The 22,446-nt window shown below is 72.0% G+C and carries 22 protein-coding genes; 6 read left to right on the plus strand and 16 right to left on the minus strand.

Annotated features, from left to right (window positions below):
* Positions 1-117: 117 nt before the first annotated feature.
* The 3 genes from eccB to FH608_RS04145 all read right to left on the minus strand — a co-directional run bounded on the left by eccB (position 118) and on the right by FH608_RS04145 (position 4,506).
* The gene (gene eccB / locus FH608_RS04135) at positions 118-1,548 is read right to left on the minus strand and encodes a type VII secretion protein EccB (protein ID WP_139628406.1); all 1,431 of its coding nucleotides are present in this window, start codon (positions 1,546-1,548) and stop codon (positions 118-120) included.
* A 154-nt stretch (positions 1,549-1,702) separates the two neighbouring features.
* On the minus strand, positions 1,703-4,000 hold the full coding sequence (locus FH608_RS53735) for a serine/threonine protein kinase (protein WP_193318215.1): 2,298 nt from the start codon (positions 3,998-4,000) through the stop codon (positions 1,703-1,705).
* A 233-nt stretch (positions 4,001-4,233) separates the two neighbouring features.
* Positions 4,234-4,506, minus strand: a complete 273-nt coding sequence (locus FH608_RS04145; protein ID WP_026214895.1) for a WXG100 family type VII secretion target — start codon at positions 4,504-4,506, stop codon at positions 4,234-4,236.
* A gap of 242 nt (positions 4,507-4,748) precedes the next feature.
* Here FH608_RS04145 and FH608_RS04150 point away from each other — a divergent pair, with 242 nt between their 5' ends.
* The 5 genes from FH608_RS04150 to FH608_RS04170 all read left to right on the plus strand — a co-directional run bounded on the left by FH608_RS04150 (position 4,749) and on the right by FH608_RS04170 (position 9,844).
* The gene (locus tag FH608_RS04150; RefSeq protein ID WP_139628409.1) at positions 4,749-6,506 is read left to right on the plus strand and encodes an acetyl/propionyl/methylcrotonyl-CoA carboxylase subunit alpha; all 1,758 of its coding nucleotides are present in this window, start codon (positions 4,749-4,751) and stop codon (positions 6,504-6,506) included.
* Positions 6,507-6,633: 127 nt separating this feature from the next.
* A complete protein-coding gene (locus FH608_RS51240; protein ID WP_226898940.1) occupies positions 6,634-8,028 on the plus strand; it encodes a hypothetical protein in 1,395 nt (464 codons plus the stop codon).
* Between the two features lie 123 nt (positions 8,029-8,151).
* On the plus strand, positions 8,152-8,658 hold the full coding sequence (locus FH608_RS04160) for an AAA family ATPase (RefSeq protein ID WP_139628411.1): 507 nt from the start codon (positions 8,152-8,154) through the stop codon (positions 8,656-8,658).
* Positions 8,655-9,278, plus strand: coding sequence for a histidine phosphatase family protein (locus tag FH608_RS04165; RefSeq protein WP_226898942.1), 624 nt, complete (start codon positions 8,655-8,657; stop codon positions 9,276-9,278). The genes FH608_RS04160 and FH608_RS04165 overlap by 4 nt, the downstream gene beginning before the upstream one ends.
* Positions 9,279-9,301: 23 nt before the next feature.
* Positions 9,302-9,844, plus strand: a complete 543-nt coding sequence (locus FH608_RS04170) for a GNAT family N-acetyltransferase (RefSeq protein ID WP_139628413.1) — start codon at positions 9,302-9,304, stop codon at positions 9,842-9,844.
* Here the strand turns inward: FH608_RS04170 and FH608_RS04175 are convergent.
* The 13 genes from FH608_RS04175 to FH608_RS04235 all read right to left on the minus strand — a co-directional run bounded on the left by FH608_RS04175 (position 9,813) and on the right by FH608_RS04235 (position 20,610).
* Positions 9,813-10,922 (minus strand): NAD(P)/FAD-dependent oxidoreductase, encoded by a 1,110-nt coding sequence (locus tag FH608_RS04175; RefSeq protein WP_193318216.1) that lies wholly within the window; start codon positions 10,920-10,922, stop codon positions 9,813-9,815. The two genes, FH608_RS04170 and FH608_RS04175, sit on opposite strands and share 32 nt — an antisense overlap.
* Positions 10,923-11,026: 104 nt before the next feature.
* Positions 11,027-11,944, minus strand: coding sequence for an RNA polymerase sigma factor SigJ (sigJ, locus tag FH608_RS04180; protein ID WP_193318217.1), 918 nt, complete (start codon positions 11,942-11,944; stop codon positions 11,027-11,029).
* A gap of 30 nt (positions 11,945-11,974) precedes the next feature.
* Positions 11,975-12,256, minus strand: coding sequence for a gas vesicle protein K (locus FH608_RS04185; RefSeq protein WP_139628415.1), 282 nt, complete (start codon positions 12,254-12,256; stop codon positions 11,975-11,977).
* The gene (locus tag FH608_RS04190; protein WP_139628417.1) at positions 12,253-12,435 is read right to left on the minus strand and encodes a gas vesicle protein; all 183 of its coding nucleotides are present in this window, start codon (positions 12,433-12,435) and stop codon (positions 12,253-12,255) included. The genes FH608_RS04185 and FH608_RS04190 overlap by 4 nt, the downstream gene beginning before the upstream one ends.
* Positions 12,432-13,229 (minus strand): GvpL/GvpF family gas vesicle protein, encoded by a 798-nt coding sequence (locus tag FH608_RS04195; protein WP_226898944.1) that lies wholly within the window; start codon positions 13,227-13,229, stop codon positions 12,432-12,434. The genes FH608_RS04190 and FH608_RS04195 overlap by 4 nt, the downstream gene beginning before the upstream one ends.
* A 16-nt stretch (positions 13,230-13,245) precedes the next feature.
* Positions 13,246-13,569: a gas vesicle protein GvpJ gene (gvpJ, locus tag FH608_RS04200; RefSeq protein ID WP_263008729.1), complete on the minus strand. Its 324-nt coding sequence runs from the start codon at positions 13,567-13,569 to the stop codon at positions 13,246-13,248.
* 1 nt (position 13,570) lies between these two features.
* A complete protein-coding gene (gene gvpO / locus FH608_RS04205) occupies positions 13,571-13,924 on the minus strand; it encodes a gas vesicle protein GvpO (protein ID WP_226898946.1) in 354 nt (117 codons plus the stop codon).
* 5 nt (positions 13,925-13,929) lie between these two features.
* A complete protein-coding gene (locus tag FH608_RS04210) occupies positions 13,930-14,160 on the minus strand; it encodes a gas vesicle protein GvpG (RefSeq protein ID WP_139628421.1) in 231 nt (76 codons plus the stop codon).
* A gap of 3 nt (positions 14,161-14,163) precedes the next feature.
* On the minus strand, positions 14,164-14,976 hold the full coding sequence (locus FH608_RS04215; RefSeq protein WP_139628423.1) for a GvpL/GvpF family gas vesicle protein: 813 nt from the start codon (positions 14,974-14,976) through the stop codon (positions 14,164-14,166).
* Positions 14,977-14,981: 5 nt separating this feature from the next.
* Positions 14,982-15,404 carry a gas vesicle protein GvpJ gene (gvpJ, locus tag FH608_RS54705; protein WP_139628425.1) on the minus strand — a complete coding sequence of 141 codons (423 nt, stop codon included), beginning with the start codon at positions 15,402-15,404 and terminating at the stop codon, positions 14,982-14,984.
* Between the two features lie 138 nt (positions 15,405-15,542).
* Complete coding sequence (locus FH608_RS04225) at positions 15,543-16,547, minus strand: LacI family DNA-binding transcriptional regulator (protein ID WP_139628427.1); 1,005 nt, start codon at positions 16,545-16,547, stop codon at positions 15,543-15,545.
* A complete protein-coding gene (locus tag FH608_RS04230; RefSeq protein ID WP_139629025.1) occupies positions 16,544-19,306 on the minus strand; it encodes a glycoside hydrolase family 3 protein in 2,763 nt (920 codons plus the stop codon). The genes FH608_RS04225 and FH608_RS04230 overlap by 4 nt, the downstream gene beginning before the upstream one ends.
* Before the next feature lie 104 nt (positions 19,307-19,410).
* The gene (locus FH608_RS04235; RefSeq protein WP_139628430.1) at positions 19,411-20,610 is read right to left on the minus strand and encodes an ROK family transcriptional regulator; all 1,200 of its coding nucleotides are present in this window, start codon (positions 20,608-20,610) and stop codon (positions 19,411-19,413) included.
* Between the two features lie 173 nt (positions 20,611-20,783).
* Here FH608_RS04235 and FH608_RS04240 point away from each other — a divergent pair, with 173 nt between their 5' ends.
* The gene (locus tag FH608_RS04240; RefSeq protein WP_139628432.1) at positions 20,784-22,421 is read left to right on the plus strand and encodes an extracellular solute-binding protein; all 1,638 of its coding nucleotides are present in this window, start codon (positions 20,784-20,786) and stop codon (positions 22,419-22,421) included.
* Positions 22,422-22,446 lie beyond the last annotated feature (25 nt).

The following is a 22,446-nucleotide window of genomic DNA, read 5'->3' on the forward strand; positions in this document are numbered from 1 at the left end:
CCTTTTGAGGGACAGGAGTCCCAATTTCCCCTGCCCCTGGGACGCCGTGACCGCGAAGGAGGCGGGACGGCGCGGCGCGCAACCTGGCGTCGCGACCGCGGCGAGGCTCCGCACCGGTCACGGCTGGGTGTTGGACGCGGTGACCTGCACGGGGTTCCTCGCCGCGGCCGGGTCCAGGTCGGGCCCCGGCGGCACCAGGTGGATGAGGTGGCTGGGCAGCGGGGCGGCGTCCTTCTCGGTGTAGCCGAGCTTGCCCAGCACGTCGGCGGTCGGCAGGCCGAACCTGCGCCCCTGGTCGGTGATCAGGTAGTAGTTCGCGATCGACGTGAGCTGTCCCTCGCCGGGAAGCAGGCCGACCAGCGCGGCGCCACCCGGCGGCAGCAGCACCTGGCTGACGTTCTCCTGGGCGTTGTCCGAGCTCCTGGGCGCGGGCAGGGGCAGCGTGTTGCCCACGGTGATCGTGGCCCGCATCGAACCCTTGTCGGCATCGGCGTAGACCGCGCACAGCGGCGACGAGGGAGCGGGGGACATCATTTTCGGCATCGTCGTCGGCAACCCGCCCACGCGCAGGTCGGTCTTGGACAGGGGTGTGGCGTTGGCGGTGGCCGCGTCTATCTGGATCATGGTGACCGGGTTCTTGCCGTACGCCGCCTTGCTGGCCGGGTCCTGGCGCAGGAGTTCGGCCTGGGTGTTCCCGATGGGAGCGAGGCCGTCGGCGAGCAGGACGTACCAGCGCGCCTCCGCGCCTGCCACGGCCGGCACGGTGTAGATCTGGCCGATCCGCCCCCTTCGCCCGCCCGGCGCGGTCGCGCTCTTGCCGCGTCCCGGGATCGAGGGCGTGGCGAAAGGCGGACCGGTGGGGATGGCGTTGAGCCAGGACGCGGGCATCTGGCGTGGCCGGCCGCCGTTGCTGACCACCCTGGCCAGCTGCTGGGGAACCTCGAACTTCTCGTTGTTCCACACCACGAAGGTCTGCTGCGCGGTGCCGACCACCATGGCGGTGCTCCTGTCGACGGGCGCGCCGCCGACGTTCTGCCCGCCCACCAGGGACACGTACGGCCTGCCGCTCGCGTCGGTCGACACGCACACCGACCAGGGGCCGCGGACCAGCCTCTTCTTGTCGGGCAGCGTGGCGGGGGCGCCGGGGATGCCGACCATCTTGCCCCTGCTGAACTGGGCGAGCGACGCCGCGGTGACGTTACGGGACTTGACCTCGGCCGAGCCGTCGAGCAGCAGCCTCCCCGAGACGTAGTTGGCCACCGGGAGCAGCTTGCCGTCCTGCTGGCTGTAGACGTAGGTGGCGCCGGTCTCCTCCTCCACCAGCAACTGGCCGGGATCGGTGAGCTTGGTGGCGTTGCCCGGCTTGATCAACCCCCAGATCCCGAACCCGGCGGCCACGACGACGGCCAGGACGAGGCCGATCAGCATGGCCGTGTTGAGCCGCCGCATGGGCGACTCTGTCACGTCCGGCTCGGCCTGCAACAGCGCCATGCCCATGCGCTGCTGCATCAGCTTGTGGGCCTGGTAGAGATCCTTGCTGGTCTGCATGCCACCCCTCGTGAATCAGGGGAAACCACCATATACACGGGGCTGCCGTGACATAGGGTCACACCGCGGCGTAAGTTACGTCCGCTTTAGCTTAGGAGTTGCCGGTAGACCGGTGGCCGGGCGCCCGGATCAGGCGCGCCGGCCACCGGCAGGCTCAGCCGCAGTTGGCCCAGCCGGCGCTCGTGCTGCCCGAGCCGGCGCTGCCGGAGTAGCGCACGCACTTGCCCGCGGCCGACACCTTCACCGGGCCCGCGTAGTACTCGAAGTTGCCGGAGTCGCTGTCGCTCCCCCCGCCCTGCGCCTCGATCTTGACGCTCATCGGGGTGGCCTTGCCGACGTCCGCGCCGGTCTTCATGGTGACCGCGCAGTTCTGTCCCGTGCTGTTGTTCCACAGCTGGTACGTCGTACCGCCGCTGAACGAGCTCGACCGCTGCACGACGAACCCGCTCCCGCACACCTGCGTCGGGGTGTAGGGGTTCTTCTTCGGCGCCGGCGGCGCCGAGGTCTTCGTGGGCTTCGGCTGCGCCGGCTTCTGCGTGGTCTTCGTCGGCGTCGGCCGCGCGGCCTGCGTCGGCTTCTCCTGCTCCTGCGTGGGCTCCTGGGTCGGGCTCTGCGTGGGCCGCTTGGTCGGGCGCTTCGTGGCGCTCTGCGTGGGGGTCGGCGTCCGGCTCGGCGGCACGGTCTTGGTCACCGTCGCCTGCGGCTTGGCCTTCTTGGTCTGCTTGGCCTTCTTGGCCGGCGTGGCCGTGCTCGTGGTCGTGACGGTCGGCTGGGCCGTCGTCGTGACCGTGGGGATCGGGACCGGCGGCGGCGTCGGAACCGTGGTGAGGACGGGCACCTGCGGGCCGCCTGTGGCGCCGTCGGTGGGGAGCGTCATGGGGCCCACGCCGTTGTCGTCGGCGCCGGGCGTCGCGGCCCACGGCACCGTCACCTCGGCCTGCGGCTGGCCGGGCGGGTTGCTCACGACCCCCTGGGCCGCGGCGGCGTCGCCCTGCCTGGCCGGCCCGTCGCCCGCCGCGGCGGCCGGGGAGAAGGTGACCCGGCCGGAGTACTCGCTCGCGCCCCACAGGCCCAGCCCGGACAGCAGCACGACCGCGCTCACGCCCGCCACCAGGCCGATGGGGAACGGCTTGCGCGGCTTGGCGCCGGCCTGGCCGCCGGGCACGACGGTGGGCGTCCACCCGTTCTGGGGGGACGGGTTCTCGGAGGAGGGGTCCTGGGACGGGTCCTGCGGCGGCTCCGGTGGTCCCCAGGTCTGCGACGGCACGGGATTCTGGGGGCCCTGGTCCATGGGGCCCTGCTGCATCGGGCCCTGCCCCGCGGGGCCTGCCTGCATCGGGGCCGGCTGCATCGGGCCGGGTTGTATGGGGCCAGGCTGCATCGGACCCTGTTGTATGGGGCCAAGCTGCATGGGACCGGGCTGCATGGGACCGGGCTGCATGGGGCCGGGCTGCATCGGGCCGGGCTGCATGGGGATCTGCGGCGGGGTGCCCTGCTGCATCGGCGCCGGGCCGGGCTGCATGGGGCCGCCGGGCTGGTCGGGGCCCTGGGGCGGCGGCATGACGGGCCTCTGGGCGCCCTCGATGGACAGCTGGATCGGCAGGATCGCCGGGGGCACCGGCATGGGCCCCTCGATCGCGGTGGGCGGCGCGCCCTCGCCGGGGGCGGGCGGCACAGGCACGCCATCGATCGCCGCACCGGGCATGGGCGCGCTGGCGTCGCCGAGCAGCCGCAGCAGCGCCGTGTACGTCGTGGGCCGCCCCGACACGTCCTTGGCCAGCGCCGCGAGCACCACTTCCCGCAGCGGCTCGGGCAGGTCGCCCACCTCGGGCTCGCCGTTCAGCACGGAAGCGGCCTCGTGCCCGAACGGCGCGGAGCCTGTCGCGGCGAACACGACGGTCGCGGCCCAGGCGAACACGTCGGCGTACGGGCCGTACCTCAGGCCGTTGATCTGTTCGGGGGCGCGGTAGCCGATCTCGCCCGCGGGGTCGCCGATCTCGATGTCGGTGACGCGCAGCCCCTCGCCGGTGAGGATCACGTTCGACGGGGTGAGGCCGCGGTGCGCGAAGCCGGCCAGGTGGACCGCGGTCAGCGCGGTCAGCATCCCGACGGCCACCCGCTCCAGCGCGTCGCCGCTCAGCGGGCCGTCCGCGGCGACGGTCTCGGCCAGCGAGCGGCCCTCGACGTACTCGCGGACCACGTACGACAGGCCGTCCTGCGTGCCGGCGTCGATGGTGCGGGCCACGTACGAGCTCGACACCTTCGCGACGTCCTTGAGCCGTTCGGCGAAGCCGGGATCCTCGGGGTCCACCGGCAGTGTCTTGACCGCGACGCGGGGGGCGTCCTCGGACTCCTGTCCCAGGTGGACGATGCCCCGAGGGCCTTCGCCGAGCCGGTCCACGATCTCGTGGGCGCCGATCCGCTCAGGCGTCGGGGAGTCCTTCTCGGCCATGACCGTCCTTCCGAGCATTCCTCATGATCGAAGGACATTTAACCAAATACGCCACATACGTATCACTAGTTTGGGATTGCGCAACCTTACTGTTAACCGTCAATTCGCGCGCGCACCGCCGGGTGGGCCGGGGAGCCCCGAGCGCCCGCCGCCCGGCGTGGCCTCGCGACGGCGTGTGGCTCACGTACGTCGGAAGAAGCCCCGGCACCCTCGCCAGGGCCCCCGTCCGTTGCTCATTTCGTGGCGGACTCGATGTTCTGGCGGTAGGTGCCGATGACCCGCGAAGCCTCCTGAAGCTCCTCGGTCATGCGCTGGAAGGCCGTGCGGTAGTTCTGCCACGCCTGCTGGAAACGCTGGGCACCCGGCCCCGTCCACGCCGTGCCGACCTTGGCGGCCTCGCGGTCGAGCGCGGTCATCGTGGTGCGGACCGCCTCCGACTGCTGGGTGAACTGGCTGGCCATCTGCTGCATTTCCGCGGGGTCGCCGCCGAGCATGCTCTGGCTCATGCATACCTCCTGGAAGCTGTGAAAGCGCCCTCACCCTAAGGAGTCACCACCGGCCGTCGCCGGAGATATGCCGAGCGGCTATGGTCTACCCGAGGATTGTTCGGAGTCGTTCGTGGGTGCCGGCGAGATAGCGTTCTCTTCTGGCCTCCGGGATGAGCCAGGCATGTCAGCGGGCAGGTGTTCCACGTGAACGGCGGCGCGCAACCGGGCCGCTGAACTCTCTTAGGAAGGACTGTGGGTCCGTGCGGAAGGTTCTGATCGCCAACCGCGGCGAGATCGCCGTACGAGTGGCGCGCGCGTGCAAGGACGCCGGGATCGGCAGCGTGGCGGTCTACGCCGACCAGGACCTCGACGCCCTGCACGTCAAGGTCGCCGACGAGGCGTACGCGCTGGGCGGCCAGTCCCCCGCCGAGACCTACCTCGACATCGGCAAGCTGCTCGACGTCGCGCGCCGCTCCGGCGCTGACTCCGTGCACCCCGGCTACGGCTTCCTGGCCGAGAACGCCGCCTTCGCGCAGGCCGTCATCGACGCGGGCCTGACCTGGATCGGCCCGCCGCCCTCCGCCATCGCCGCGCTCGGCGACAAGGTGCAGGCCAGGCACATCGCCCAGAAGGTCGGCGCGCCGCTGGTCGCGGGCACCAAGGACCCCGTCTCCGGGGCCGACGAGGTGGTGGCGTTCGCCGAGGAGCACGGGCTGCCCATCGCGATCAAGGCGGCGTACGGCGGTGGCGGGCGCGGCATCAAGGTGGCGCGCCGGCTGGAGGAGGTCGCCGAGCTGTACGAGTCGGCCGTGCGCGAGGCCGTCGCGGCCTTCGGACGGGGCGAGTGCTTCGTGGAGCGCTACCTCGACCGGCCCCGCCACGTCGAGACGCAGTGCCTGGCCGACACGCACGGCAACGTCGTCGTGGTGAGCACGCGCGACTGCTCGCTCCAGCGCCGCCACCAGAAGCTCGTGGAGGAGGCGCCGGCGCCGTTCCTGACGGAGGAGCAGGTCGAGATCCTCTACTCCAGCTCCAAGGCCATCCTGAAGGAGGCCGGCTACGCCGGGGCCGGCACGTGCGAGTTCCTGGTCGGCCAGGACGGGACGATCTCGTTCTTGGAGGTCAACACGCGGCTGCAGGTCGAGCACCCGGTCACCGAGGAGGTGTCGGGCATCGACCTGGTGCGGGAGATGTTCAGGATCGCCGACGGGGAGGCGCTCGACTACGCCGACCCGGCGCTGCGCGGCCACTCCATCGAGTTCCGGATCAACGCCGAGGACGCCGGGCGCAACTTCCTGCCCGCCCCCGGCACCCTCACCGTCATGCGCGCCCCCTCGGGCCCCGGCGTGCGGCTCGACTCGGGGTACGAGGCCGGGATGACGGTGCCGCAGACCTTCGACTCCCTGATCGCGAAGCTGATCGTCACGGGCAGGACGCGCTCGGAGGCGCTGGAGCGCTCGCGGCGGGCGCTGGCGGAGTTCGAGATCTCCGGGATGCCGACCGTGCTGCCGTTCCACCGGGCGGTCGTGGAGGATCCCGCCTTCGCTTCCGCGCCGTTCTCCGTACACACGCGGTGGATCGAGACGGAGTGGGACAACCCGGTCCCGCCGTACGACGAGGAGGTCGCGCCAGGACCGGGCGCCGCCCCGCGCGAGACGGTGACGGTCGAGGTCGGCGGGAAGCGGCTGGAGGTCGTGCTGCCCGCGGGGCTCGGCGCCGCCGCCTCCGCCCCCGGCTCCGCCGCGCCCGGCAAGGCGCCGCGACGCGCCCGCGGCGCCGGCAAGGCGTCGGCGGCGAGCGGCGACACCCTGGTCAGCCCCATGCAGGGGACGATCGTCAAGGTCGTGGCCGCCGACGGCGACGTGGTGGCCGAAGGCGACACGGTCGTCGTCCTGGAGGCCATGAAGATGGAGCAGCCGCTCGCGGCGCACAAAGCGGGCACCATCACGGGCCTCACGGCCGCGGTCGGGCAGACGGTCACCTCCGGCGCCACGATCTGCGAGATCAAGGACGCCTGACCCGAGTCATGGCTCCAGGCTGTTGGGCGGCCGTACGCACCCATGTGCCCCCCGACGGGTACCGTGCCAAGTGAGGAACTTTTCCGACCGCCCGTTCGTCCTGATGGGCGAAGGAGGCTTGCTGCCAATGACCCATTCGCTGCGCCGAGCAGGGGCCGCGATCGCGGCTCTGATCGCCGGTCTAATCGTCGTTCTTGCGCTGTCCCCTGCCGCCAACGCGGCGGCACCCCCGGATGCTCAGTCGGTGGTGTCCTACTGGAAGGACAAGAAGGATCCGCTTTTCGTGCAGTCGGGTTCCCCGCTGACATCCGACCAGCAGGATGAGATCCGTGACGCGCTGAAGGGGGCCGACACCAAGGTCTATGCCGTGGCGCTCCCCGACGGCTCGGTGACGGACGCCAACGTTGAGTCCTACATGAGCTCCCTCAACACCGCGCTGACGGACGCGGGCCGCAACCGCGCCACGTGGGCCGTCATCGACGGCCAGACGCTGTTCGCCGCGTCGAGCGCGCTGCGCCAGCCGGGCCTCGCGGGCCAGCTGGCCAACCTCGCGGTGTCCGCCAACTCCAACGTCGCGGACGGGATGAAGGACTTCGTCAACCGTGTCGACCTCGCCGCGGCCGGCAAGCGCTCGGCGCTCGACCCCGGCAGCCAGGCCAACCCCGGCGCCGGCGGCACCTCCGCGCTGATCGCCCTGGGCGCGCTGGTCGTGGTCGGCGGTGGCGGCTACTTCCTCTACTCCAGCAACAAGAAGAAGAAGCGGGCCATCCAGGAGGCCAAGGACCTCGCGGCCGTCAAGCAGACCGTCGAGGAGGACGTCACCAAGCTGGGCGAGGAGATCACCGCCCTCGACACCGACGTGACGCTCTCCGGCGAGGGCGGCAAGCACATCGAGGAGTTCCAGCAGGCGCTCGACTCCTACGAGAAGGCCAAGACACAGCTGGCCGCCGTCCAGCGCCCGCAGGAGGTCCGCGAGGTCACCCAGACCCTCGAGGACGGCCGCTACGCGCTGGCCGTGGTCAAGGCCAAGGTCAACAACGAGCCGGTCCCCGAGCGGCGCGCCCCCTGCTTCTTCAACCCGCAGCACGGCCCGTCCGTCCGCGACGTGCGCTGGGCCCCGCCCGGCGGCGCCGTCCGCGACGTCCCGGCCTGCCGCATGGACGCCGAAGCCGTGGAGCGCGGCTTCGACCCGCAGATGCGCGAGGTCATGGTCGACGGCCAGCGCCGGCCCTACTACGACGCCGGACCGGCCTACCAGCCCTACGCGTACGGCTACTACGGCGGCTTCGGCGACATCATGACCGGCATGTTCATCGGCACCATGATGGGCAGCATGCTGAGCGGCGGCTGGGGCTACGGCGGCTACGGCGCCGGCTACGCCGAGGGCTACCAGGATGCCGGAGGCGACCTCGGCGGGGGCGGCGACTTCGGCGGCGGCGGAGACTTCGGTGGCGGCGGCTGGGGCGACTTCGGTGGCGGAGGCGACTTCGGCGGCGGAGACTTCGGCGGCGGCGACTGGTAAACCCAGGGCCCACCAGCATGGGCCTCCGCAAGGGGGGCGCTCACGCGGACCAGCTTCCGCGCGGCACCCCCTTTTCGATGCCCGGGGTCGAGGACGCAGATGAGCTGCGGCAGCATGGGGTGCGTGCTCATCGTCATCGGCGGCCTTCCCGCGACCGGCAAGACGACGCTCTCCAGGCTGCTGGCCGCCCGCCTCGGCGCGGTCCACCTGCGGATCGACACCATCGAGCAGGCGATCGTCCGTTCCGGCCTGGCCCGTCACCCCATCGGACCAGCCGGCTACGTCGTCGGCTACGCCCTCGCCGAGGAGCACCTTCGCCAGGGGCTGAGCGTGGTGGCCGAGTCGGTGAACCCTCTGGCGGTGACCCGTGACGCCTGGCGGGACGTCGGGGTGAAGGCGGGCGTGCCGGTGGCCGAGGTCGAGGTGGTCTGTTCCGATCAGGACGAGCACCGGGCGCGGATCGGGGAGCGGAAGGTGGACATTCCCGGCCTGCGGCTGCCCGGCTGGCAGGAGGTCGTCGACCGGGAGTACGAGCCGTGGAACCGGGAGCACATCGTGATCGACACCGCCGGGGACGATCCGGACGAGTCGCTCGGCGCTCTCGTTCAGGCACTCCGGATGGAGGCGTGAAGGTGCGGCTGCTGTGCATGCGGCACGCCGAGTCCGAGAACGTCGTCGCCGGGGCCGCGGGCGCGCTGCCGCTCGCGGCCCTGACGGCGACCGGGCGGGCGCAGGCGGCGGAGGCGGCCGAGCGCCTGCGCGGCGAGGGGATCAGCCGCGTCTACGCCAGCACCGCGCTGCGCGCCCGGCAGACCGCCGAGATCGTCGCCGAGGCGCTCGGGCAGGTGGAGGTGGTCACGCTGCCAGGGCTCGTGGAGATGGGCGTCGGAGAGCGGGAGGGCGCCACCGACCCGGCTGTACGGGCCCGTTCGGCCGAGGTGCTGAGGTCCTGGATCGTGGACGGGCGGCTGGACGAGGCGGTGGCGGACGGCGAGGACGGGCACGCGGTGACCGCGCGCGTCGTCGCCGCGCTGACCGCCATCGCGGCCGCGCATCGCGGCGAGACGGTGGCGCTGGTCGGGCATGTCGGAAGCCTCACCACGGGGCTCAGCGCCCTGTGCGGGCTGGGGCGGCGGGTGTGGGGGGCGCCGCTGCCGCACGCGACGCCGTTCCCGGTCGAATGGGACGGATCGATGTGGAGGTGCCCGTCCTGGCCGTGTCCGGTTCAAGGGCGGGGTGCGCGTTCCTGACGCGTCCGGCACAAGATCGATAGGTGAACTACCTCGCTCAAGGGCCCCGTGTCGGGCTCCGCCGCCTCACCCGTCAGGACCGCGCCGAGTTCCTCGCCCTCAGCCGGGACAGCGCCGACCATCTCGCCCGCTGGATGCCCGGCGCGCCCATCGCCACCGACGAGGACTTCGACGGGTATATCGCGCGCTTCGACGGGCCGTCCAACGAGGGCTTCGTCATCTGCCGCCGCGACACCGGCGCGATCGCGGGCCGGGCGAACCTCAACAACATCGTCCGCGGCACCCGCCAGGACGCCACCCTGGGATACTGCGCCTTCGCCGCCACCGCCGGGCGCGGCTACCTGACGGAGGGGCTGCGGCTGCTGGTCGGGTACGCGTTCGCCGAGCTGGGGCTGCACCGCATCGAGGCCAACATCCAGCCGTCCAACGACCGATCCCTGAGGCTGATCGAGCGGGCCGGCTTCAGGAAGGAGGGCTACTCGCCGGACTTCCAGTTCATCGACGGCGCGTGGAGGGACCACGAGCGCTGGGCGATCACCCGGGAATCGGCACAGGGTGGCGCATGACCCAGACGGTGCCGCGGGTGATGGCCTCCTTGAAGGCCGCGGAGGCGCGGCCGGTGAGGACGGCGTCGAGCGGGCTGTCGTCGGCGCGGGTGAACTGGGTGACGCCGTCGTGGCGGCCGAGGCTGATGTTCTGCCACACGTAGCGGTATCTGGCCCGTCGCGGCGTGCGCCCGGCCAGCAGGTCGGCCGCCGCCTCCCCCGCGTACAGGCCCATGGGCAGGCCGGTCTGGCAGGCCATCCGGGCCGGCCGCCCGCCGCGACCGGGAGCGGCGGCGTCGCCGATGCCGAGCACGTCCGGGTGCGACACCGAGCGCAGCGTGTCGTCCACGATCATGCGGCCCTCCTCGTCGGTGGCCAGCCCCGCCGCCGCGGCCAGGTCGGGGACGCGGAACCCGGCCGCCCACACGACGGTCTCGCCGGCGATCTCCTGGCCGTCCTCCAGGAGCAGGCCGGCCTCGCCGACCTTGGCGACCGGGGCGTGCTCGCGCACGGCGATGCCCATGCGGGAGAAGGCGCGGTGCAGGTGGCCGCGCGCCCGTACGGACAGGCCCGGCCCGATCGGGCCGCCGGAGAGCAGGGAGACGCGCAGGTCCGGACGGGTGGAGGCGAACTCGGTCGCCGCCTCGATCCCGGTCAGCCCGCCACCGACCACGGTCACCTCGCGGCTCTCCGCGAGGCGGCGGCGCAGCCGGGCGGCCTCGTCGGCGGTGGCCAGGGTGTGGGCGTGCTCGCGCACCCCGGGCACGGCGTCCAGCTCCGCGGCGCTCCCGAGCGCGTAGACGAGCATGTCGTAACCGATCCGGTGCGGCGGCCCGTCGAGGGTCACCGTGCGGGTGGCGAGGTCGATCCCGGTCACCCGGGCGACCACCAGGTCGATGCCGGTGCCCTGGAGCAGGCCGGTCAGCGGCAGCTCGGGCAGCCGCTGGCCGGCCGCGAGCTGGTGGAGGCGTACCCGCTCCACGAAGAGCCCGCTCGCGTTGACCAGCGTCACCCGAGCTCGCGGCAGCCGCCGCGCGGCGCGCTTGGCCGCCCCCAGTCCGGCGTATCCGGCTCCCAGCACCAGGATGTGGTCCGTCATGGTTCCTCCTGTCGAGTCCCCATCTGAACCGGCGAGCCCGCCCGCGCGTGACAGCAGGCGCGTGTGATCGCTCTCACAATCGTCCTCACGCCCGGCGGGCGCCCTCACATCGCGAGCTGCGCGGCGGCGAAGGCGAGCTTGACCGGGCTGATGACGGTCCGCGTCGCGGTGACGCGCCCGTCCTCGACGTCCAGGACCATGACCGCGTACAGCGCGCCGCCGTCCGCGTCGCGGATCGCGACGGCGGGCTCCCCGTTGGTCTCCAGGATCTCCAGCGACACCCTGGCCGCCTCCGGGCGCGTGCCGAGGCCCAGCAGGTAGCGCAGCACCTTCGCGTGCCCGTGTACGGGCCGCCGCGCCGCGGTCGAGGTGCCGCCGCCGTCGGCCCAGGCGGTCACGTCGTCGGCGAGCAGGCGTTCGAGGGTGGCCACGTCTCCCTCCATGGTCGCCGCCATGAACACCTCCACGATGCGGCGGTGCTGCTCGCGGTCGCTCTCGAACCTCTTACGCGGCTCCCCCACGTGCGCCCTGGCCCGCCGGTGCAGCTGCCGGGAGTGGGCCTCGTCGATGCCCAGCAGGTCGCCGATCTCCGCGTGGCTGTGGCCGAACGCCTCCCGCAGCACGAACACCGCGCGCTCCACCGGCGTCAGCCGCTCCAGCAGGACGAGCACGCCCATCGACACGGATTCGCGCTGCTCGACGGTCTCCAGCGGCCCGAGCGCGCCGTCGCCGGTGAGCACCGGCTCGGGCAGCCACGGCCCGACGTACGCTTCCCGCCGCAGCCGCGCGGAGTCGAGCTGGTTGAGGCACAGATTGGTGAGCACCTTGGTGAGCCACGCGGCGGGCACCTCGACCGGCCCGGCGGTCGCGCTCGAACGCCGGCTCCAGCGCAGGTAGGTCTCCTGCACCATGTCCTCGGCCTCGGAGGCGGAGCCGAGCAGCCGGTACGCCAGCCCGAACAGCCGCGCCCGCTGCTCCTCGAACACCTCGACCGGCCCGGCCCCGGCCTCACGGCGATCCACCCGATCGATGCTAGACCCCGCCCCTCCCGGTCAGAGAAGGGTGCCGAGGGGGCCCAGGTCCAGGTTGAGGTCCTCGGGCGCGAGGCCGAACCGGTCGCGCAGGTCGCTCATCGCCTCGTCCAGGCGCATCAGGCTCACCCCGAGCGCCTCGATCTGCTCGTCGGACAGGTCACCCTGCTCCATGCGCCGTACGCACTGCCGCTCCACGAGCTGGCGGATCAGCTCGACGAGCGTGAGCACGAGCCGGGTGAGGTCGCGCTCGACCGTCTCCGAGTCGGCCGCGATGCGCAGCCGGGGCGCCTCCGTGCTCATGCCGCCTCGATCGAGGTGATGATGGCCCGCAGCGAGACGCGGACGAGGTCGACGTCCGCGATCGACAGCACGAGGTCGCCGGTCAGGACGACGCCGCCGGCCAGCAGGCGGTCCAGGAGGTCGACCAGGGCGACCCGTTCGGGCGGGATCCGGTCGTCGGCGACCACGTCGCGGGTCACCGTGCCTCCATGACCGTGAAGGAGTACGGGGCCCAGGGGCCGGTCAGGCGCACCTCCACGCCGTCCCCGCCGAGACCTCCGGCCGCCGCGGCGAACTCCTCGTCGCGGCCCTCGTCCACGAGGTAGGCGCCGTTCAGCACCATCATCTCGGTCCGGCCGGACAGGTGCGGGTCCTGGGCGCGGTGGCGGCAGCTCGCGACGGACAGCGCTGACAGGGCGGCGTGCATGTGGTCGGCGCGGGCCAGGAGCTGCCTGCGGACCTGCTCACGACCGCGCAGGCCGGCCCGGCGGCGCTCCAGGTACGCGGTCCCGGGCTTGCGCGCGTCACCGTTCCCTGGCTTGTGAGCGTCGCCCCCCTCCGGCTTGCGCGCGTCGCCGCCTCCCCGCGCCGTGGCGGAGGGCTCGGAGGAGTGGCCGGCGTAGACCTTGACGCCCCACTCCCTGCGCCCGGTGACGTGGGAGAGCACGTCCAGGAAGTCGTCCCTGCGCCGCTCCAGCAGGTCGCGTACCTGCTGGTCGTCGGCGTACACGGTGACGAGCCGGACCGGCGCCGTCGGGGTGGCCGCCGCCACGGTCTCCACCACGCGGTGGTGGGCGCGGGCCGTCACCGACAGCCAGTCCAGGTCCTCCAGGGAGCGGCGCAGCGGCTCCTCCCCGAACTCGGCCAGCGGCACCGTGCTCACGTAGGCCACCAGGCCCGCCCCCGCGACGGTGCGTACGGACCCGACGCCGTCGGGGCACTCGACGGCCGAGCGGGCGACCGCGTACACGTAGGTCCCTGCGTCCCCCGTCACCGCTCGGCTCCCCGTGTCACTCATCCCCGCCCCGCACGGCGAGCAGGCGGCGCAGGCGGCGGTTCTCCTCGATCAGCTCCCGGTCGCGCCCGGACAGCCACGGGTCGTGCTCCCACCAGTCGATGCCGAGCTCCCTGGCCGTGTCCACGGACGCGATCAGCAGGCGCAGCTTGACCGTGAGCAGCTCGATGTCCAGCAGGTTCACCCGGATGTCGCCGGCGATCACGACGCCGCGGTCGAGCACGCGCTCCAGGATGTCGCCGAGGTTGGCCGGCTCGCGGCCGGACCCCCCGTACGGCTGGCGCACCGCGGGCGCGGTGGTTCCTCCTATTCTGTCCACGTCACAACGCCTCACCGAAGTCGGCGTTGGACCGCCGGTAGCGCCGCAGCCTGCGGTAGGACATCAAGTTCCCCTCCGTGTCGATCTCGGCCTCGTAGAGGGCGAGGATGTCGCCCGATGAGGGGATGCGGCGGTCCTCGACGACCTCGACGCCGACCTTCCAGCCGCCCTCGACCGGCTCCACCGCCGTGACCCCTTCCGGCTCCTTCGTGGTCAGGTCGCTGATGTGCTGGAGCCCGACCCCGCCGGCCGTCACGGCCGTCAGCCCCCTGCGCCGCGCCTCGCGGGGCTCCCGGGACTCACGGGGCTCGCGGGACTCGCGCGGCCGGGTGGCGGTGGCACGCTTCTCGATCACCTGAATCAGCCCCGCCCTGTGGCCATCAGCTGGAGCACCCGCTCGACCGCCCGGCTCTCCTCCTCCTCGGTGATCTCGCCGGCCGCCCTGGCCGCCTCGATCTCCTCCAGGTGCCGCCGGACGGAGGCGGGGTTCCTGGTCTCCATGTCGACCTGCTCCTGGAACAGCTCGGCGAGCCAGACCAGCCCCCGGATGGGCGCGAACGGCAGCCCCAGGATCAGCCCCAGCAGGCCCATGGGTCATACCCCCTGTTCCTGCGCGATGACGAAGTCGTAAGGGGCGAGGGGGCCGAGCAGCCGGAGGCTCACGCGTCCCTCCCAGCGCTCGCCGACCTGGCTCAGCGCCTCCTCCAGCGCCCGCTGCCCGTCGGTCCTGACGAGCATGGCCAGGTGCACGGCGTCCTGCTCGTGCGACGGGTCGCGGACGACCGCCGTGGAGAAGTGCCCGGACAGCGCGTCCACCATCTGGCGGGTGTCCATGTCGCGCTTGGCCTCGATCGAGGCCGCGATGATCTCCCCGAGCCTGATCCGCTCGTTCCTGGTCGCGTCCTCCGGGCGGCTGCGGATGGCGTCGCGCAGGGCGGCCGCCTCCGGGTTCTCCGTGAGGATCTCCCGCATGAGGGCGGCCTCGACGTAGCGGCCCCTGACGATGTACTCGGCCTGGCCCTCCAGGTCCTGGAGCGCGGCGCGGAACTCGTCGTGGAACGGCTTGAGCAGCTCCTCCACGACGGACTCGGGCGTGGCCATCACCGCGCCGAACCGGAACGGCAGCACGGGCGTCCTGGCGGCGGCCGAGTCGAGCAGCCGCTCGTGGGCCAGGTAGTCGCCGGGCTTTCCCAGGGGCTGCTCGACGTCGACGTCGCTCACCATGGCCGCGACCTCGCCGTGCCGTACGAGCTCGACCTTTCCCGGCGGGTCGCCCAGCCCGCGGTCGTCGGAATCCAGCTCCATGTCCGCGGGCACGATCCCGTACACATATGAGGCGATGTTCTGATCCCGGCGGGTGGCCTGCTTGGGCACGGAGGCTCCCGAGACCTTGGTCGATCGTGCCATCTCGCTCACTCTTCCTCTTCGCGCTCGTCGCGACGGCTACGAGGGGCCTTTCTCCTGGCGGTGTGGGACTCGACGATGTCGGTCAGCTTCTCGTCGGCCGCCTCCAGGGCGCCCTGGACCACGTTCTTGGTGCGGTCCACGCCGGCCGCGCCCTTCGTGTCCTCCAGGACCTCGGGCAGTCCCTTCTCTCCGGTCTGGGACATGTCGACCCGGTTCGCGGCCTCGGCGAAGCGCAGGTACGTGTCGACGCTCGCGACGACGACCCGCGCGTCGATCGTGAGCACCTCGATGCCGACGAGCGAGACCCTGACGTAGGCGTCGATCACGAGACCCCGATCGAGAATCGTGTCGATGACGTCGGCCAGGCCGGTCGGGGTCGGACGCCCGGCCATCTGGCCGGTTGCCGCCGGTTGCACAGACGTGGTCATCTTCCCTTCCTCCCCTTGCCTTCGCGTGAGCCTGCCCGAAGAAAGCGACACTGAACCACATTGAGCACAAAAACGGGCATCGCTTGACGTGGGCGGTCAACCACGCGGTGCAACCTTGGAGAAGAAGGGAGATTCGCCTCAGGTGCTGGCGCGGATGGCGAGCTGCGGGGCGAGGAGGGTGGAGTGGGGCACCACGCGGCCCTCCAGCTTGTCCATGACCAGGCGGACCGCCTCGCGGCCCACCTCCTCGGCCGGGATCAGCACCGAGGTGAGCGGCGGGCTGGCGCGCTCGGCCACGTCGTCGGGGCAGATCGCGACCACCGCCACGTCGTGCGGCACCCGCCGGTCGAGCTGCCGCAGCGCCCCCAGCACGTGGCCGACCGCCGCCTCGTTGTGCACCACCAGCCCGGACGTGCCGGGATGGTCGAGCAACAGGTCGCGTACGGTCTCGTAGACGTCGTCGAACGTCTCCTCGCACGGCAGCGCGACACCCGTGAGCCCGTGGGCCTCGACCGCCTCCACGAACCCCTCGCGGGTCCGCCGGGCGAACCCCGTGCCCCGCTCGTACACCACCGAAGGGGCCCCGAGCAGCGCGATCTCCTCGTGGCCGCGCTCGGCCAGGTGCTCCACGCACCGCGCGCCCGCGGCGCGGAAGTCGAGGTCCACGCACGTCAGCCCGCCCGGCTCGGCGGGAAAGCCGATGAGCACGCTCGGCTCGGCCAGCTCGCGCAGCAGCGGCACCCTGCGGTCGTCCATCTCGACGTCCATCAGCACCAGCGCGTCCACCAGCGCGCTCGCGGCCACCCGGCGGATGCCGGCGGCGCCCTCGTCGGCGGTCAGCAGCAGCACGTCATGGTCGAACCGGCGCGCGGCCGTGACCACCGCGCCGGCGAAGCGCATCATGACGGGCACGTGCACGCCCGCGCGCAGCGGCAGCACCAGCGCGATCACGTTGGAGCGCTTGCTGGCCAGCGCGCGGGCGCCGGCGTTGGGGTGGTAGCCGAGCGCGCTGATGCTGTCGAGCACCCGCCGCCTGGTGTCGGCCGAGATCGTACGCTTGCCGCTGAGCACGTAGGAGACCGTGCTGACGGCGACGCCCGCGTGCTTGGCGACCTGGGCGATCGTGACCGTGCGCCCGTTCAATCCCCGCCTCCGAAGTCGAGCCTGGCCAGCGTCACGCCGTCATTCTCGAACACCACGTAGAGGTCGTGCACCCCGTCCGCCTCCGCCAGCGGCGCGGAGATGGCGTGGTAGGCGTAGCGGGCGGTCCTCGGCACCGGGAACGTGGCCAGGGCCTGGCCGTAGAGGGGGTCGTCGCGGCGGATGGTGATCACGCCGCCCTCCGCGCTGCCGGCCGTCGCCACGCACGACGTGACCCCGTCGAGGTCCACCTGCCGGAACAGGATCCAGGCTCCCTCCGCGTCGGACCTGACGGCGTCGCCGTCCTCCTTGGTCTCGTCCACGAACGTGATCGCGTCGTACTCGTCGTGCGCGTCCGCGCGCAGCCGCCCCGACCGGGGCGGGACGGTCTCGCCCTCGACCTCGAAGCGGGCGCTCAGGCGCAGGTCGGTGGCGCTGCGGCCGACCATCAGGCGGTGCGGCGCGCTCTCCACGACGAACCTGTCCCTGGTCACGTCCCAGAACGCCAGGTCCGCCACCGGCAGGGCCAGGGTGACCGTACGGCTCTCGCCCGGCGCGAGGCGTACCTTCTCGAACCCGCGCAGGCGGCGCAGCGGCTGCTTGACGCGCGAGCGCCGCTGGTGGGTGTAGAACTGCACGACCTCGACGCCCGGCCGGCCGCCCGTGTTGGTCACCGTGACCTCGGCCCTGACCACGTCGCCGTCCACGCGCACGCGCAGGTCGGCGTAGTCGAAGGTGGTGTAGCTGAGGCCGTGGCCGAACGGGTGCAGCGGCACGCCGCGGAAGTACAGGTACGTGGCGTCGGAGGCGATGATGTCGTAGTCGAGCAGGTCGGGCAGCTCCTGCTCCGACCGGTACCAGGTCTGGGTGAGGCGGCCCTCCGGGTCGGCGTCGCCGAAGAGCACGTCGGCCAGGGCGTGGCCGTACTCCTGGCCTCCGTGCGCCGACCACAGCACGGCGGGCAGCTCGTCGTCGGTCCAGGTGAGCGGGTAGCCGCTGGTGATGACCATGACGGTGCGGGGGTTGGCCTTGCGAGCGGCCCGCACCACGGCGTCCTGGCCGGGGGCCAGGGCCAGCGTCATGCGGTCCTCGGTCTCGCGGCCGTTCACCAGCGGGTGGTCGCCGACCACGACCACCGCGACGTCGGCCTCGGCGGCCAGTCGGGCGGCCTGCTCGGTGCCGCTCCTGACCACCTCCATGGCCAGCCAGACCGCCTGGTCGGCGTCGTCCACCAGGCGCAGCACGCCGTCCTCGCCCGCGCCGACGTAGCAGCCGGTCGAGATGTGGCGCAGGGCGAGCGTGCCGCGCGGCCGCTCCTCCATCCGGAACGTCTGGCGCACCTCCCACCCGTTCGGCCCCGGCTGGTCGTTGACCAGCGTCATGCCGTCCACCGACACGAACCGGCCGGTCGCCACGGCCCGCAGCGCGTAGGCCCCGCCGCCCCAGTCGAACAGGTCGAACGTGCCCGGCTCCGCCCCGCTGACGCTCAGCGGCCCGCCCGCCGGGTCGGCGGCCACCGGCCCCGACTCCGACGACAGCGTCACCCGGTCGACCGCCTCGCAGAACACGGTCTCGCACCGCTCGGCCAGCCCCTGGCGGGCGGTGACCGCGTACGGGAGGGTGCCGCTGTACCAGTCCTCCATGAGCGCGTCGCCGAGCTGCCCGATCACCGCGATCTTCGTCACGCCGTCGAGCGGCAGCAGCCCGTCGTTACGCAGCAGCACGAGCGAGCGCCGCGCCGCCTCCCTGGCCAGCGCCTGGTGCTCGGGGCAGTTGACCACGTTGCCGTTGACGTCGTCGTACGGCGTCGCCGCCTCGAACTCGCCCAGCCGGAACCTGATCGACAGCACGTGCCGCACGGCCCCGTCGACGTCCTCCTCGCCGAGCAGGCCCCGCGCGAGCGCTTGGCGCAGGTGGCCGAGCGTGGCCTCGGAGCGGTCGTCGTCCTGGGTGAAGCTGTCGAGCCCGGCCTTGATCGCGTGCGCGTACGCCTCGGGCAGCGTGTCGTGGTAGCCCTGGAGCGCGGTGAGGTTGCCCGGCGCGTACGCGTCACTGACGACCAGCAGGTCGTCGGGCGCCCACGCGCGCAGCACCCGCCGGATCAGCGGGCTGAGGTGCGCGGGGCGGCCGTTGACCAGGTTGTACGACGGCATGACCGCCACCGCCGCGCCCTGCTCGATGGCAGGCCTGAAGGCGGGCAGCTCGTACTCGTGCAGCACCCTGGGCGGCAGGTTGCTGGAGGTGGTGCAGCGGTCGGTCTCGTTGTTGTAGGCGAGGAAGTGCTTGAGCGTGGGGGCGGTCTTCAGCACGCCGGGAGCGCTCCCACGTAGCCCGCCGGCGTACGCCGCGGCCATGACGCCGGTCAGCCACGGATCCTCGGAGTAGCCCTCCTCGTTGCGCCCCCAGCGGGGGTCGCGCAGCGGGTTCACCACGGGCGCCCAAACGTTGCGGCCGGCGCCCGAGGGGTCCTTGTGGTGGAAGGCCAGCACCTCGTCGCCGGTCGCCTCGCCCACCCGGCGCACGAGGTCGGGGTCCCACGTCGAGGCCAGCCCGACGGCCTGGGGAAAGACGGTGGCCGGGCCGAGCCAGGCCAGCCCGTGCAGCGCCTCGGTGCCCGTGCGGAACGCGCCGAGGCCCAGCCGCTCGACCGGCCGCTGGTACTGGTGCAGCAGGCCCACCTTCTCCTCGAGGCTGAGCCGGCGCACCAGGTCGTCGATCCGGTCGGGGATCGGGACCGATGGGTCGCGGAAGGGTTCTTGCATGGTCATCCCTCTGAGAGTGTCGAAGCGCTTCGACGACCGGCCTGGGGAAGTTACGCGGACATTTCGGTGGGTTGACTGAAGAGTGCACGCCACCGAGAGCGAGGTCAAGGGACTCGGGGCAATCTCCCCGAATCTACGGAATCCAGCACCCTCGCGGCCCCGCCGAGAGCCGCCGCGTCGTGGCCCAGCGTCGAGGCCACCACCTGGCACCCGCCGGAACCGGAGGCGATCACCCGGTCGCGCACCTCCTCGTGCACGGCGGGCAGCAGCCACGGCGCCAGCGGCACGTAGTAGCCGCCGAGGATCACCACCTCGGGATCGAGCAGGTTGACCAGGGCGGACACGCCCTTGCCGAGGCTGTGGCCCACCGACTCCAGGGTGGCCAGGGTGGCGGGGTCGCCGGCGCGGGCCAGGCGTACGGACTCCTCGACCTCCATCTGGATCTCGGCCTGCGAGGGGTCCTTGCCCAGCACGGCGCCGATCCCGGCCATGGCCTCCAGGCAGCCGCGCCGCCCGCAGTGGCACGCGGGGCCGTCGGGGTCGAGTTGCACGTGGCCGATCTCGCCGCTGAAGCCGAGCCGGCCGCGGCGCAGCCGCCCGTCGAGGATGACGCCGGCGCCCACGCCGACCTCGCCCGTCAGGTAGATCAGGTCGGAGGCCCCGGCATGGGCCCCGAACCGCTGCTCGGCCAGGGCGGCGAGGTTGGCGTCGTTGTCGACCTGGATGGGGAAGCCGGGGTCGCGCAGCGCCTTGGTCAGGTCGCCGCCGATGTCGGCGTCGCGCCAGCCCAGGTTGGGCGCGATGCGTACGGTCCCCTGCACGTCGACCAGCCCCGGCACGGCCACGGCCAGGCCGAGGACCTGGCGCTCCTCCTTGGCCATGCGGCCGACCACGCGCCTGATGATCGCGCCGACCCCCGCGATGCCCTGGTTGACCGAGTCACCGCCCGAGAACGCGCGCCGCCACGTCAGGAGCCGCTCCCCCGCCAGGTCGGTCGCCACGGCCGACACGAAGTCGACGTTGATCTCGACCCCGATGGCGGCGTACGGCGAGCCGTCGAGCACCAGCATCGTCGCGGGCCGGCCGACCCGGTTCTCCGTCAGCCCGGTCTCGCGCACCAGCCGCCGGTCGATGAGGTCCGCGACGAGGCTGGAGACCGTCGCCTTGTTGAGCCCGGTGGAGGCCGCGATGTCGGCCCGCGAGCACGGCGCGTGCTCGCGCACGAACCGCAGGACGACCGCGAGGTTGGTGGCCCGTACGTCGGCGAAGTCGGCCGGCTGAGGGCCGGTCGTTGAAGTGATCAATATCAGCCCCGTTCCCGCCAAGAGATGACCCCAGCATGCCGCATCGTGGGCTCCCTTCACCAACCTGTGACCGTCGCGATCCCTTGTGGCTGCGGTCACAGTCTACTAATTTGTTTGGTCGGAATACCAACTAATTTTGGTAAGGCCATCCCTACTCCGAGAAGGGAGACGCGATGGCGACCAACACGACTCGCCGCGGGTTCCTCGGTCTGGTCGGCGCGAGCGTTCTGGTGGCGGGCTGCGCCGAGAAGAAGCAGCTGTCCAAGGGTACGGCCGTCGCCGCGGACAAGCTCAAGAGCCTGGTGCCGACGCGGATCCCGTTCGAGATCCCCGGGCTCAAGCCGGAGCTCGCGGGCAGCGAGTTCGTCGCGCCCGGCTTCCTGACCCGCCCCGCCGAGATGGTGCAGGCCGTCACCACCAAGCCGCTGACCAGCGGCAAGGAAGTGACCGCGATGACGCCGCTGTGGGGCACCGTGCCGCCAGGACTGGGCAGCAACTCCTACTACGACACGGTCAACGAGCGCCTCGGCGGCGTCGTCCGCTTCAACATCTCCGACGGCAACACGTACGGGCAGAAGCTCAGCACCCTGCTCGCCAGCGGCGACGTGCCCGAGATGATCTGCGTCCCGCAGTGGGAGCTCATCAAGATCGCCCACTTCACCGAGGCGGCCAACAAGCTCTTCGCCGACCTCGCCCCCTTCCTGGCCGGGGACAAGGCCAAGGAGTTCCCCATGCTGGCCAACTACGACACGGCGGCCTGGCAGTACAGCGTCTTCGGCGGCGTGCTCCAGGGCATCCCCTGGCAGAACGACCCGTTCCCGTTCGCCACGTTCGTCCGCCAGGACATCCTGGAGGAGCTCGGCCTGGAGCACCCCAAGAGCGCCGACGACCTGATGGAGCTGGGCAAGGCCATCACCGACCCGAAGAAGAAGCGCTGGGCGTACGGCGGCATTGACCAGGAGGTCCAGCGCGCCATGGGCGCGCCGCGCGAGTGGCGCAAGAAGAGCGACGGAACGCTCGAGTACAAGTACGAGACCCCCGAGTGGGCCGCGCACATCGAGCTGCTCACGAAGATCTTCGAGGCCGGGTACGTGCACCCCGACGTCGTCGCCAACAAGGACGCCGACAACAAGGCCATCTTCGGCAGCGGCCAGATGATCATCTACAAGGACGGCCTCGGCGCCTGGCACGAGAACCTCGACCGCTTCCTGCCCGACAACCCCAAGTTCGAGCAGGGCATCGTCGCCCCGTACCCGGCGCACGCCGGCGGCGCGCCCATCGTGTGGCGCAACGAGCCCGCCAGCATGTTCGCCTTCATCAAGAAGGGCCTCGGGGACGCCCGCACGCGCGAGCTGATCGCCCTGGCCAACTGGACCTCCGCGCCGTTCGGGACGCAGGAGTACGAGCTGGTCTTCAACGGCGTCGAAGGCAAGCACTACACCGTCGAGAACGGCACCATCAAGCAGACGGCGCTCGGGCGCAAGGAGGTCGCGCCCACGTACATGTTCCTGTCGGGACGGCCCAACGCCAACGCGACCAGCCAGTACCCGGAGCTCGTGCAGTCCCTGTACGACTGGGAGGTCGGCGCCGCGAAGGTGCTCGACAACGACCCGTTCGTGGGGATCCGGGTGGAGACGCCGTCCAAGATGGCGGGGCTCGTCACGCCGACCGAGGACAAGATGCAGGAGATCTTCCGGGGCAAGCGGCCCGTGTCCGAATGGCCGAAGATCGTCAAGGAGTGGCAGGAGCAGGGCGGGAACGAGGCACGCGAGTTCTACATGAAGGTCGCGCGAGAGAACGGCCGCCTGTGACGGTGGCAAGTGCGTCGGCGACTGA

It is taken from the genome of Nonomuraea phyllanthi (genome assembly GCF_006334985.2).
In the GTDB taxonomy this organism is placed as follows: Bacteria; Actinomycetota; Actinomycetes; order Streptosporangiales; family Streptosporangiaceae; genus Nonomuraea; species Nonomuraea phyllanthi.